Genomic DNA, 12,586 nt, shown 5'->3' with positions numbered 1-12,586 from the left:
AACTGAAAATTCTTTCTGTCTCTCAGCTTAAAACGCCTCTGGCGTTGTAAGGTTAAGCCTCACGGGTCATTAGTACCGGTTAGCTCAACGCATCGCTGCGCTTACACACCCGGCCTATCAACGTCGTCGTCTTCAACGTCCCTTCAGGACCCTCAAGGGGTCAGGGAGAACTCATCTCGGGGCAAGTTTCGTGCTTAGATGCTTTCAGCACTTATCTCTTCCGCACTTAGCTACCGGGCAGTGCCATTGGCATGACAACCCGAACACCAGCGGTGCGTTCACTCCGGTCCTCTCGTACTAGGAGCAACCCCCCTCAATTCTCCAGCGCCCACGGCAGATAGGGACCGAACTGTCTCACGACGTTCTAAACCCAGCTCGCGTACCACTTTAAACGGCGAACAGCCGTACCCTTGGGACCTACTTCAGCCCCAGGATGTGATGAGCCGACATCGAGGTGCCAAACACCGCCGTCGATATGAACTCTTGGGCGGTATCAGCCTGTTATCCCCGGAGTACCTTTTATCCGTTGAGCGATGGCCCTTCCATTCAGAACCACCGGATCACTATGACCTGCTTTCGCACCTGCTCGAGCCGTCACTCTCGCAGTCAAGCTGGCTTATGCCATTGCACTAACCTCCTGATGTCCGACCAGGATTAGCCAACCTTCGTGCTCCTCCGTTACGCTTTGGGAGGAGACCGCCCCAGTCAAACTACCCACCAGACACTGTCCGCAGCCCGGATTACGGGCCTACGTTAGAACATCAAACATTAAAGGGTGGTATTTCAAGGTTGGCTCCACGCAGACTGGCGTCCGCGCTTCAAAGCCTCCCACCTATCCTACACATCAAGGCTCAATGTTCAGTGTCAAGCTATAGTAAAGGTTCACGGGGTCTTTCCGTCTTGCCGCGGGTACACTGCATCTTCACAGCGATTTCAATTTCACTGAGTCTCGGGTGGAGACAGCCTGGCCATCATTACGCCATTCGTGCAGGTCGGAACTTACCCGACAAGGAATTTCGCTACCTTAGGACCGTTATAGTTACGGCCGCCGTTTACCGGGGCTTCGATCAAGAGCTTCTCCTTGCGGATAACCCCATCAATTAACCTTCCGGCACCGGGCAGGCGTCACACCGTATACGTCCACTTTTGTGTTTGCACAGTGCTGTGTTTTTAATAAACAGTTGCAGCCAGCTGGTATCTTCGACTGGCCTCGGCTCCGGGAGCAAGTCCCTTCACCTACGCGCCAGCGTGCCTTCTCCCGAAGTTACGGCACCATTTTGCCTAGTTCCTTCACCCGAGTTCTCTCAAGCGCCTTGGTATTCTCTACCTGACCACCTGTGTCGGTTTGGGGTACGATTTCGTGTTACCTGGAGCTTAGAGGCTTTTCCTGGAAGCAGGGCATCAGTTACTTCACCGCCGTAGCGGCTTGTCGTCACGCCTCAGTGTTAAAGAAGACCGGATTTGCCTGGTCTTCACACCTGCCCGCTTAAACCGGGACAACCGTCGCCCGGATAACCTAGCCTTCTCCGTCCCCCCTTCGCAGTAACACCAAGTACAGGAATATTAACCTGTTTCCCATCAACTACGCTTTTCAGCCTCGCCTTAGGGGTCGACTCACCCTGCCCCGATTAACGTTGGACAGGAACCCTTGGTCTTCCGGCGAGCGGGCTTTTCACCCGCTTTATCGTTACTTATGTCAGCATTCGCACTTCTGATACCTCCAGCGTGCCTCACAGCACACCTTCAGCGGCTTACAGAACGCTCCCCTACCCAACAACGCATAAGCGTCGCTGCCGCAGCTTCGGTGCATGGTTTAGCCCCGTTACATCTTCCGCGCAGGCCGACTCGACCAGTGAGCTATTACGCTTTCTTTAAATGATGGCTGCTTCTAAGCCAACATCCTGGCTGTCTTTGCCTTCCCACATCGTTTCCCACTTAACCATGACTTTGGGACCTTAGCTGGCGGTCTGGGTTGTTTCCCTCTTCACGACGGACGTTAGCACCCGCCGTGTGTCTCCCGTGATAACATTCTCCGGTATTCGCAGTTTGCATCGGCTTGGTAAGCCGGGATGGCCCCCTAGCCGAAACAGTGCTCTACCCCCGGAGATGAGTTCACGAGGCGCTACCTAAATAGCTTTCGGGGAGAACCAGCTATCTCCCGGTTTGATTGGCCTTTCACCCCCAGCCACAAGTCATCCGCTAATTTTTCAACATTAGTCGGTTCGGTCCTCCAGTTAGTGTTACCCAACCTTCAACCTGCCCATGGCTAGATCACCGGGTTTCGGGTCTATACCCTGCAACTTAACGCCCAATTAAGACTCGGTTTCCCTTCGGCTCCCCTATGCGGTTAACCTTGCTACAGAATATAAGTCGCTGACCCATTATACAAAAGGTACGCAGTCACCTAACAAGTAGGCTTCCACTGCTTGTACGTACACGGTTTCAGGTTCTGTTTCACTCCCCTCGCCGGGGTTCTTTTCGCCTTTCCCTCACGGTACTTGTTCACTATCGGTCAGTCAGGAGTATTTAGCCTTGGAGGATGGTCCCCCCATGTTCAGACAGGATACCACGTGTCCCGCCCTACTCGTCGGACTCACAACTTATGCATCTTCGTGTACGGGGCTGTCACCCGGTATCGCGCGACTTTCCAGACGCTTCCACTGATGCACAAGCTGATTCAGGTCCTGGGCTGCTCCCCGTTCGCTCGCCGCTACTGGGGGAATCTCGGTTGATTTTTTTTCCTCGGGGTACTTAGATGTTTCAGTTCCCCCGGTTCGCCTCGTTAACCTATGTATTCAGTTAACGATAATGCACAAGTGCATTGGGTTTCCCCATTCGGACATCGACGGCTGTAGCGGTTCATAATCACCTTACCGTCGCTTTTCGCAGATTAGCACGTCCTTCATCGCCTCTGACTGCCAGGGCATCCACCGTGTACGCTTAGTCGCTTAACCTCACAACCCACAGGCGTTTATCTGTCTGCCATAACGGCATCACAGTTGCTTGTAAGCTGTAAGCTTTTGAGAGACTCGAACGCATCGCCACTTCATTCTTATTACGGAGAATGAACGCGACGCGTCGTTTCAAATTTTCAGCTTGTTCCTGATTGTTAAAGAGCAAATACTTCGCAGCATGCTTAATCAGCACACTGTGAAGTATTATCGGTAACGCCTTTCACTCATTACCAGCAAGTGGCGTCCCCTAGGGGATTCGAACCCCTGTTGCCGCCGTGAAAGGGCGGTGTCCTAGGCCTCTAGACGAAGGGGACACTGAAGTCTCTTTCGTAAGACGCTTTGCTCATTACTTTTTCATCAGACAATCTGTGTGAGCACTTCGCGGGAGGGTATCTTCAGGTAAGGAGGTGATCCAACCGCAGGTTCCCCTACGGTTACCTTGTTACGACTTCACCCCAGTCATGAATCACAAAGTGGTAAGCGTCCTCCCGAAGGTTAAGCTACCTACTTCTTTTGCAACCCACTCCCATGGTGTGACGGGCGGTGTGTACAAGGCCCGGGAACGTATTCACCGTAGCATTCTGATCTACGATTACTAGCGATTCCGACTTCATGGAGTCGAGTTGCAGACTCCAATCCGGACTACGACGCACTTTATGAGGTCCGCTTGCTCTCGCGAGGTCGCTTCTCTTTGTATGCACCATTGTAGCACGTGTGTAGCCCTGGCCGTAAGGGCCATGATGACTTGACGTCATCCCCACCTTCCTCCGGTTTATCACCGGCAGTCTCCTTTGAGTTCCCGGCCGAGCCGCTGGCAACAAAGGATAAGGGTTGCGCTCGTTGCGGGACTTAACCCAACATTTCACAACACGAGCTGACGACAGCCATGCAGCACCTGTCTCAGAGTTCCCGAAGGCACCAAAGCATCTCTGCTAAGTTCTCTGGATGTCAAGGCCAGGTAAGGTTCTTCGCGTTGCATCGAATTAAACCACATGCTCCACCGCTTGTGCGGGCCCCCGTCAATTCATTTGAGTTTTAACCTTGCGGCCGTACTCCCCAGGCGGTCGACTTAACGCGTTAGCTCCGGAAGTTACGCCTCAAGGGCACAACCTCCAAGTCGACATCGTTTACGGCGTGGACTACCAGGGTATCTAATCCTGTTTGCTCCCCACGCTTTCGCACCTGAGCGTCAGTCTTCGTCCAGGGGGCCGCCTTCGCCACCGGTATTCCTCCAGATCTCTACGCATTTCACCGCTACACCTGGAATTCTACCCCCCTCTACGAGACTCAAGCCTGCCAGTTTCAAATGCAGTTCCCAGGTTAAGCCCGGGGATTTCACATCTGACTTAACAGACCGCCTGCGTGCGCTTTACGCCCAGTAATTCCGATTAACGCTTGCACCCTCCGTATTACCGCGGCTGCTGGCACGGAGTTAGCCGGTGCTTCTTCTGCGGGTAACGTCAATCGGCGAGGTTATTAACCTCACCGCCTTCCTCCCCGCTGAAAGTACTTTACAACCCGAAAGCCTTCTTCATACACGCGGCATGGCTGCATCAGGCTTGCGCCCATTGTGCAATATTCCTCACTGCTGCCTCCCGTAGGAGTCTGGACCGTGTCTCAGTTCCAGTGTGGCTGGTCATCCTCTCAGACCAGCTAGGGATCGTCGCCTAGGTGAGCCATTACCCCACCTACTAGCTAATCCCATCTGGGCACATCCGATGGTGTGAGGCCCGAAGGTCCCCCACTTTGGTCTCGCGACGTTATGCGGTATTAGCTACCGTTTCCAGTAGTTATCCCCCTCCATCGGGCAGTTTCCCAGACATTACTCACCCGTCCGCCACTCGCCACCTAAAGAGCAAGCTCTTCTGTGCTGCCGTTCGACTTGCATGTGTTAGGCCTGCCGCCAGCGTTCAATCTGAGCCATGATCAAACTCTTCAATTTAAAGTTTGATTTGCTGCAACCAGTGCAGCGATGCTCTGTGAATTAAACTTCGTAATGAATTACGTGTTCACTCAGCAAAGACTTGATATTTTTTAAAGCCCGCAGGCTTGCGATATCAATCCTGCGAGTGCCCACACAGATTGTCTGATAAATTGTTAAAGAGCGGTGCGACGCGGCGTTCGGCCTGTTGTCGCAAGGTCGCGTATATTACGCTTTCCTCCTTCAGAGTCAAACACTTTTTTCAGCGTTTTTCTCCGGCGGGGTGAATCGCTTCACGCCCTGCTGAGCCGCCTGCGTTGCCGCTTTGCCGTCTCAGTGGTGGCGCATTATAGGGATCCGGATTTTTTGCACAACCCCTTTTTTCGATCTTTTTTATCTACTGGCGAGTTTTCACTCTTTTCGCTGCGATCGCGAGCGATCCGCGCAAAAATCAGCTTATTTACCCGCACCGGAAACCGCAGGCTAGCGGGAAACATCAGAAAAGGAGAAATAGAATGTCTGTAGCCCTGCGCCCTTATAAGCAACATATTCCCCATACCGGCGAGCGTGTGATGGTGGATAGCAGCAGCGTGGTCGTTGGCGAAGTCGAACTGGCTGATGATGTCAGCATCTGGCCACTGGTAGCAATCCGCGGTGACGTGAATAAAGTGGTGATTGGTAAACGCAGTAATATCCAAGATGGCAGCGTGCTGCACGTTACGCATAAATCCAGCAGTAATCCCGATGGCTTTCCATTGATCATCGGTGAAGACGTGACGGTGGGCCATAAAGCAATGCTGCACGGCTGCACCATAGGCAACCGCGTGCTGGTTGGTATGGGCTCGATCCTGCTGGATGGCGCAATCATCGAAGATGAGGTGATGATTGGCGCCGGCAGCTTGGTACCGCCCGGTAAACGCCTGCAAAGCGGCTATCTCTATTTAGGCAGCCCGGTGAAGCAGATCCGGCCGCTAAGCGAGGCGGAAATAGCCGAACTGCTTTATTCGGCCAGCAATTATGTTGGCTGGAAAGATGAATACCTGGCTCAGGGCAGCCACAGCCAGCCCTGATCGTCGGCCTGTTCCGCCCGGAGCAGCTGCTCCGCCTCTTCCTCCAGATCCCAGCGATGCGCTAAACAGCGCCATCGCCTCTCCGGCACCAAAGCGCTGCTGCAGCGCCAGCAGCGATATCGCGCAGGTCAGTCCCATACCATTAACTAATACCGGGAACAGCACCGCCTGACGGACTGCGTCCCAGCTTTCCCGATCGGGAAACTGGATTGCCTGATTCATGCCTGCATCGCCTGTTTAAGTCGATCGATGACCGGCGCGATCTCCGGCATAACGCCATGCCACAGCTGAAACGCATGCGCCGCCTGGCCCACCAGCATGCCGAGTCCATCCGCCAGCTGCCGGGTGCCGTGCTGCTGGCACCACGCCAGAAATGGCGTCAGCCCCTGCTGATAAAACATGTCATAACAGCGCACCTGCGTATCAATCAGCGTAACCGGCAGCGGCGGCACGTCGCCCGCTACGCCGCTGGAGGTGGCATTGATGATCAGATCAAAACGTTCGCCGGCCAGTTGATCAAAGCTCATCGCCTGGATCGCCCCACTGTGCTGGAATAGCTCAGCCAGCTGTTGCGCGCGTTCTGCCGTGCGGTTAACCACCACCAGCGCGCAGCCCGTCGAAAGCAGCGGCAGGATCACACCGCGCGCCGCACCGCCCGCGCCCACCAGCAGAATGCGATCGCCCGGCCGGATCAGCTGCAGCCGTTGCAGATCGCTCAGCAGGCCGATGCCGTCCGTGTTATCACCAAGAATCGAACCATCGGCTCTCTTCTTTAAGGTATTTACCGCGCCGGATAAGGCCGCGCGTTCGCTGAGCTCATCCGCGAATTCCCATGCCTGCTGTTTAAACGGCAGCGTGACATTGGCGCCTTTGCCACCGCCCGCAAAAAACGCCCCTACCGCCTGCGGGAATCCTTCCAGCGGTGCGCAGATGCGTCCGTAGGGATGTTCGATACCGGTCTGCTCAGCAAAAGCGGCGTGAATGAACGGAGATTTGCTATGGGCGATGGGATGACCAAAAACGGCAAACTTTTCCATAATCAGCCCTGACGAATGAGTTCACCGCTAATGGCATCGCGGATTTCAGAAGGATTCAGGCGGCCGCCGGTGGCCGCCTGCAACACCGGAAACTGCGAGCCAAACTGCTCTGCCACTTCGGCGGCGCTGCGGCACGGCGGCTGACCGGTTAAATTCGCGCTGGTTGAGACCAGCGGCTTGCCAAATCCGCGACACAGCGCCTGTACCTGCGGATTATCGCTGACGCGAATCGCCAGCGAATCAAAGCGGCCGGTTAACCAGGGCGGCGTATGCGGCGAAGCAGGCACCACATAGGTGACCGGACCCGGCCAGCTGGCAAACATACGTTCGCGCTGCAGCACGGTGAGTTCGCGATCGGCAATGTAAGGCTCGAGCTGCGCATAATCAGCGGCGATCAGGATCAGCCCCTTTTCCACCGGACGCTGTTTCAGTGCCAGCAGGGCCATCACCGCGCTTTCGCTGTCCGGGTCGCAGCCAAGGCCGAATACGGCTTCGGTAGGGTAAGCAATCACTTGCTGTTGCTGAAGTTGTTCGATGCAGAAGTCGAGGCTTCCGGGTGCATGCTGGCTCTGGTTCATGATCACTCTTCATCTTGGGCGATGGGCTTACCGCAGCGTTTGCTGGCGCAGAAGCGCTTCATGCCCTGTGCGGTTTTCTTTTCTATTAATAACGGGAACTGGCAATGGGGGCAGACACCTTCCAGCGGCGTGGCGTTGATCGCGAACTGGCAGTCGGGATAACGATCGCAGGCGTGGAAGGTTTTGCCATAGCGTGAACGGCGCTGCACCAGCTTGCCGCTGGCGCACTGCGGGCAGGCAATCGCGGTTTCGTCCGGCTTATCGATGGTTTCCGTGTAATCACACTCCGGATAGTGGCTACAGCCGACAAACATGCCAAATCGCCCCTGGCGCAGCACTTTGTCCGCGCCACACTGCGGGCAGGCATGGCCTTCCAGCACTTTGACAATATGGCCGTCACCCTGGCTTTTCAGCGGGCGAATATAGTCGCAGGTTGGATAATTCACACAGCCGAGAAAAGGCCCGTGTTTACGCACGGTAAATAGTGCTGGTTTACTCATATTACCGAATGCATTAATCGCAAATTAATGCAGCATACCTTCATTAACGTCGAATAATAGTTCTTCCATCTGCTGATAAGCATTTTCACACCCGGGGATGTTAAACAGCACCATCAGCACCACCCATTTGAGATCTTCCAGATCGAATTCCAGCGTATCAAGCGCCATAACCCGTTCGATGACCATTTCGCGCGTTTCCATATTCAGCACCTGGATTTGCTCCAGGAACAGAATAAAACCACGACACTCAGCATCTAAACGCTGGCTCTCTTCTTCCGTGTAGATTCGCATGGAGAGCAGATCGTTAGCCAGCAGCACTGGCGCGACCAGACCATCCTGATAATCCGCTAACCGCTCAAGCCAATTCAACGCATTGTAGATATCTTCGCGATGAAAACCGGCGTCGGTTAAGACATCGGTCAATTTATCCTGGTCAACGCGCATTTCAGCCTCGTTGTGGATATACGTCTCAAACAAGTACATAAGTACGTCGAACATGGCATGCCCTCCTCAATCGGACATAGCCGCCGGGTACAGCTGCGATCCATCCTGCTAACTCCAGCTCCAGCAATTGCGCTGCGATAACTGGCACAGGTTGGCCGGCACGTTCAGCGACGACGTCAACAGGTGTAACCTCATCACCTACGTTAGCCAACACGCTGGGAAATGGCAATGCCACATCATCACTGAGTTGTGAATATATTGTTTCTGAGATGCTGGCCGGCAACCATTGCAGGGCAGAATGCAAATCTTCAAGGATATTGTTGGGATGCGCCACCAGCAGCGCACCCTGCTGAATCAGCCAGTGCGTGCCTTCATAACTAGGATTACCCAGTGCGCCTGGCAGCGCATACACGTTACGGTTTTGTTCCAGCGCATACCGCGCCGTCACCAGCGAGCCACTCTTCAGTGAAGCTTCAACCACCAGCACGCCATGACTCAGACCGCTGATAATACGATTACGCCGCGGAAAATTTACCGCATGGGATGCCATCGACAGCGGCAGTTCTGAAACCAGCGCGCCGCCGCTGGCGATAATCTCCTGTGCCAGCGGCTGATGGCTTTTCGGATAGAGATGATTCAGCCCGCTGCCCAGCACGGCCAAGGTTTTGCCCTGCACTTCCAGCGCGGCACGATGCGCCACGCCATCAATACCGCGCGCCAGCCCGCTGGTGATGGTCAAACCGCTTAGCGCCAGCAGCTGGGTAAACCAGCCGCCCCACTCTCTGCCATACGGCGAACAGTGACGACTGCCGACCACCGCCAGCTGCGGTGTCGCGAGTGCAGAAAGGTCGCCCGCTATATAAAGGGCAGCCGGATAGCGGCTGATTTCCCGCAGCCGGGTGGGATAATGTGCGTCAGTGCAGGCGATCAGATAATGCTGCGCCTGTTGCAGCCAGCGCTGCGTTTTTTCCAGCTGCCGTGGAAAGAGGGCGAGAAACTGTTGCCGCTGCGTGTCGTCCAGCCCGTGCTGCTGCAGCCACGCGTCGTCAACGTGGCTGGCGGCCAAAAGCGCCATGATGAACTGACGGGCACGCTCACCGCTTAAACCCCAGACGTAAGTCAGCCTGATAATCCTTTCACTGTGTTCCATGCTGCGCTCCCTGTCAGCCGTGCTCTGATGCGGCACAATGCTGTCAATCAGGCCCCAAAAAGTCTACAATATGTAGGCAGTAATCTTTTCTTTAACGCATACAGATCTGGATATTTATGTCAGTTTTGCAGGTATTACATTTCCCTGACGATCGCCTTCGCAAAATTGCTGCACCCGTTGCGGCTGTGAATGCTGACGTTCAGCGTATTGTCGACGATATGTTTGAGACCATGTACGCCGAAGAAGGCATTGGTCTGGCGGCGACGCAGGTGGATATTCACCAGCGCATCATCGTGATTGATGTCTCTGAAAGCCGCGAAGAGCGCCTGGTGCTGATTAACCCGGAGCTGCTGGAAAAAAGCGGCGAAACCGGTATGGAAGAGGGTTGCCTGTCGATCCCGGAACAGCGGGCGTTTGTGCCGCGTGCCGAGCGGGTCAAAGTGCGCGCGCTGGATCGCGACGGTAACAGCTTCGAGCTGGAAACTGATGGTCTGCTGGCGATCTGCATTCAGCATGAGCTCGACCATCTCGACGGTAAACTGTTTATTGATTATCTGTCGCCGCTGAAGCGTCAGCGTATTAAACAGAAACTGGAAAAACTGGCCCGCCAGAATGCGCGCGCATCCTGAGAGCGAACAGAAGGTTGAACTGTGTCTGCACCGTTAAAAATCATCTTTGCCGGTACTCCTGACTTCGCAGCGCGTCATCTCGACGCGCTGCTTGCTTCTGAGCATCAGGTGGTTGGCGTCTTTACTCAGCCCGACCGCCCTGCCGGACGTGGCAATAAACTCACGCCAGGCCCGGTAAAAGTGCTGGCTCAGGCGCATGATATTCCCGTGTTTCAGCCAAGGTCCCTGAAGCCGGAAGAGAATCAGCAGCTGGTTGCCGGGCTGCAGGCCGATGTGATGGTGGTCGTCGCTTATGGTCTGATCCTGCCTCAGGCGGTGCTGACGATACCACGCCTTGGCTGCATCAACGTACACGGCTCGCTGCTGCCGCGCTGGCGCGGCGCGGCGCCGATTCAGCGTTCACTGTGGGCCGGCGATAGCGAAACCGGTGTGACCATCATGCAGATGGACGTGGGTCTGGATACCGGCGATATGCTGCACAAAATAACCTGCCCGATTAATGCCGACGATACCAGCGCATCGCTGTACGACAAGCTGGCGCAGCTGGGCCCGCAGGGTATGCTGACCACGCTCAGTCTGCTGGCCGCCGGCAGCGCACAGCCCGAAGTGCAGGATGAGACCTTGGTAACTTACGCGGAAAAGCTCAGCAAAGAAGAGGCACGTCTTGACTGGTCGCTCTCTGCTGTTCAGCTGGAACGTTGCATTCGCGCGTCCAATCCGTGGCCGGTGAGTTATTTCCTCATCGACGATCAGCCGGTCAAAGTCTGGCAGGCCAGCGTGTTACCGCACCGCACCGCCCAGCCGGGAGAAATTCTGCAGGCTGACAAACACGGCATCCAGATTGCTACCGTCGACGGCGTGCTGAATCTGCTCTCACTGCAGCCTGCCGGCAAAAAAGCCATGGCGGCGCAGGATCTGCTCAATTCGCGTCGTGAATGGTTTACACCCGGCACCGTTCTGGCCTGATTCTCCAGCCCGGTCTCCGCCGGGCTTTTTGTTTGATGAATGAATATGAAAAAAGCGACCAACCTGCGCAGCCTTGCCGCGCAACTGATTGAACGCGTGGTGGATAAAGGGGAATCGCTGAGCGCTATTCTGCCCGCTGCGCAAAAAACGCTGGCAAACAACGATGGCGCGCTACTGCAGGAGTTGTGTTTTGGCGTGACGCGCACGCTGCCGCAGCTGGAAGCGTTGATTAACAAGCTGATGGCGCGGCCGTTAACCGGCAAACAGCGCGTGCTGCACTATCTAATCATGGTGGGCCTGTATCAGCTGCTGTATACCCGCGTTCCGCCACACGCCGCGCTGGCAGAAACCGTGGCCGGGGCTGAAGCACTGAAGCGGGCAAATCTGAAAGGATTGCTTAACGGCGTGCTGCGTCAGTTCCAGCGTCAGCAGGACGCACTGCTTGCGGAGGTCAATCAGGGCCCGCAGCGCTACTGGCATCCGGGCTGGCTGCTGAAACGGCTGCAGACCGCGTGGCCGGCGCAGTGGCAGCTGATTGTGGAAGCAAACAATCAGCGACCGACAATGTGGCTGCGCGTGAATCGTCAGCATCACAGCCGTGACGCCTGGCTGGCATTATTAACCCAGCAGGATCAAAATGCGTTTAGCGCTGACGCGCCGGATGCGCTGCGTCTTGAAGCACCGGCACCGGTAAGCCAGCTGCCAGGTTTTGAGCAGGGCTGGGTGACGGTGCAGGATCTCTCCGCTCAGCGTTGTGCCCTGCTGCTGGCGCCGGAAAACGGCGAAACTATTCTCGACCTGTGCGCTGCGCCCGGCGGCAAAACCACCCATATTATCGAAATCGCGCTGCAGGCCCGCGTGCTGGCGGTGGATATCGACGCGCAGCGCCTGTCGCGCGTCACGGAAAACCTGCAGCGTCTGGGGATGCAGTCTGACGTACGTCAGGGTGATGGCCGCACGCCGGCGGCCTGGTGCGACGAGCAGCAATTCGACCGCATCCTGCTGGATGCGCCCTGCTCGGCCACCGGCGTTATTCGACGCCATCCGGATATCAAATGGCTACGCCGCGATCGCGATATCGACGAACTCGCCGCGCTACAGCGTGAGATTCTGGCGGCCATCTGGCCGCGCCTGAAATCGGGCGGTACGCTGCTTTATGCCACCTGCTCAGTGCTGCCGCAGGAGAACCAGCAGCAGATCGATGCTTTCCTTGCGACGCATGATGATGCGGTGCCGCAGGCGCTGCCACAGGGGCAACTTAACGGCTGGCAGGTTTTCCCTGCCATCGATGGCGGCGACGGTTTCTTCTACGTTAAGCTAATGAAAAAATAGTGCAG

General features: G+C 55.8%; 9 protein-coding genes, 1 tRNA gene, 2 rRNA genes and 1 pseudogene. 4 read left to right on the top strand and 9 right to left on the bottom strand.

What is annotated here, in order from left to right; translation table 11 throughout:
* Positions 1-48: 48 nt before the first annotated feature.
* From AC6I8M_RS04250 to AC6I8M_RS04240, 3 genes are all read right to left on the bottom strand, one after another.
* Positions 49-2,954: ribosomal RNA gene (locus tag AC6I8M_RS04250) — 23S ribosomal RNA — on the bottom strand.
* A 238-nt stretch (positions 2,955-3,192) separates the two neighbouring features.
* Positions 3,193-3,268 (bottom strand) — tRNA-Glu (locus tag AC6I8M_RS04245).
* An 86-nt stretch (positions 3,269-3,354) separates the two neighbouring features.
* A 16S ribosomal RNA gene (locus AC6I8M_RS04240) occupies positions 3,355-4,896 on the bottom strand.
* Together the 16S and 23S rRNA genes with 1 tRNA gene alongside form the textbook arrangement of a ribosomal RNA operon.
* Positions 4,897-5,390: 494 nt before the next feature.
* On the opposite strand from AC6I8M_RS04240, the gene AC6I8M_RS04235 reads away from it, so the two are divergent.
* Positions 5,391-5,945, top strand: a complete 555-nt coding sequence (locus tag AC6I8M_RS04235) for a gamma carbonic anhydrase family protein (RefSeq protein WP_010615716.1) — start codon at positions 5,391-5,393, stop codon at positions 5,943-5,945.
* On the opposite strand, the pseudogene AC6I8M_RS04230 reads toward AC6I8M_RS04235, so the two are convergent.
* The 6 genes and pseudogenes from AC6I8M_RS04230 to dprA all read right to left on the bottom strand — a co-directional run bounded on the left by AC6I8M_RS04230 (position 5,921) and on the right by dprA (position 9,654).
* Positions 5,921-6,167: pseudogene (locus AC6I8M_RS04230) on the bottom strand (DUF1488 family protein). The gene AC6I8M_RS04235 and the pseudogene AC6I8M_RS04230 sit on opposite strands and share 25 nt — an antisense overlap.
* Positions 6,164-6,982 (bottom strand): shikimate dehydrogenase, encoded by an 819-nt coding sequence (aroE, locus tag AC6I8M_RS04225; RefSeq protein WP_010615715.1) that lies wholly within the window; start codon positions 6,980-6,982, stop codon positions 6,164-6,166. The pseudogene AC6I8M_RS04230 and the gene aroE overlap by 4 nt, the downstream one beginning before the upstream one ends.
* A 2-nt stretch (positions 6,983-6,984) precedes the next feature.
* A complete protein-coding gene (tsaC, locus tag AC6I8M_RS04220; RefSeq protein WP_010615714.1) occupies positions 6,985-7,560 on the bottom strand; it encodes an L-threonylcarbamoyladenylate synthase type 1 TsaC in 576 nt (191 codons plus the stop codon).
* A 2-nt stretch (positions 7,561-7,562) separates the two neighbouring features.
* Positions 7,563-8,060: a DNA topoisomerase family protein gene (locus AC6I8M_RS04215; protein WP_010615713.1), complete on the bottom strand. Its 498-nt coding sequence runs from the start codon at positions 8,058-8,060 to the stop codon at positions 7,563-7,565.
* A gap of 24 nt (positions 8,061-8,084) precedes the next feature.
* Positions 8,085-8,558 carry a DUF494 family protein Smg gene (gene smg / locus AC6I8M_RS04210; RefSeq protein ID WP_010615712.1) on the bottom strand — a complete coding sequence of 158 codons (474 nt, stop codon included), beginning with the start codon at positions 8,556-8,558 and terminating at the stop codon, positions 8,085-8,087.
* Entirely contained in the window at positions 8,530-9,654 is a 1,125-nt protein-coding gene (gene dprA / locus AC6I8M_RS04205) for a DNA-protecting protein DprA (RefSeq protein WP_010615711.1), read from the bottom strand. The genes smg and dprA overlap by 29 nt, the downstream gene beginning before the upstream one ends.
* Before the next feature lie 116 nt (positions 9,655-9,770).
* Between dprA and def the strand changes: the two genes are divergently transcribed.
* Genes def through rsmB form a run of 3 tightly spaced genes read left to right on the top strand, consistent with a single transcriptional unit; the run spans position 9,771 to position 12,581 of the window.
* On the top strand, positions 9,771-10,283 hold the full coding sequence (gene def / locus AC6I8M_RS04200) for a peptide deformylase (RefSeq protein ID WP_010615710.1): 513 nt from the start codon (positions 9,771-9,773) through the stop codon (positions 10,281-10,283).
* Positions 10,284-10,304: 21 nt separating this feature from the next.
* Positions 10,305-11,249 carry a methionyl-tRNA formyltransferase gene (gene fmt / locus AC6I8M_RS04195; protein WP_010615709.1) on the top strand — a complete coding sequence of 315 codons (945 nt, stop codon included), beginning with the start codon at positions 10,305-10,307 and terminating at the stop codon, positions 11,247-11,249.
* Positions 11,250-11,294: 45 nt separating this feature from the next.
* Entirely contained in the window at positions 11,295-12,581 is a 1,287-nt protein-coding gene (gene rsmB, locus AC6I8M_RS04190) for a 16S rRNA (cytosine(967)-C(5))-methyltransferase RsmB (RefSeq protein ID WP_010615708.1), read from the top strand.
* Positions 12,582-12,586 lie beyond the last annotated feature (5 nt).

This window comes from Type-A symbiont of Plautia stali (genome assembly GCF_059731155.1).
The sequence above is the reverse complement of the archived record's forward strand: the minus strand, read 5'-3'. Positions and strand labels throughout refer to the sequence as shown.

What these genes read in the sequence shown, in the direction of transcription:
- def (WP_010615710.1), top strand. Translation starts at nt 9,771, where the DNA reads ATGTCAGTTTTGCAGGTATTACATTTCCCTGACGATCGCCTTCGCAAA.
- smg (WP_010615712.1), bottom strand. Translation starts at nt 8,558, where the DNA reads ATGTTCGACGTACTTATGTACTTGTTTGAGACGTATATCCACAACGAG.
- dprA (WP_010615711.1), bottom strand. Translation starts at nt 9,654, where the DNA reads ATGGAACACAGTGAAAGGATTATCAGGCTGACTTACGTCTGGGGTTTA.
- aroE (WP_010615715.1), bottom strand. Translation starts at nt 6,982, where the DNA reads ATGGAAAAGTTTGCCGTTTTTGGTCATCCCATCGCCCATAGCAAATCT.
- AC6I8M_RS04235 (WP_010615716.1), top strand. Translation starts at nt 5,391, where the DNA reads ATGTCTGTAGCCCTGCGCCCTTATAAGCAACATATTCCCCATACCGGC.
- rsmB (WP_010615708.1), top strand. Translation starts at nt 11,295, where the DNA reads ATGAAAAAAGCGACCAACCTGCGCAGCCTTGCCGCGCAACTGATTGAA.
- tsaC (WP_010615714.1), bottom strand. Translation starts at nt 7,560, where the DNA reads ATGAACCAGAGCCAGCATGCACCCGGAAGCCTCGACTTCTGCATCGAA.
- AC6I8M_RS04215 (WP_010615713.1), bottom strand. Translation starts at nt 8,060, where the DNA reads ATGAGTAAACCAGCACTATTTACCGTGCGTAAACACGGGCCTTTTCTC.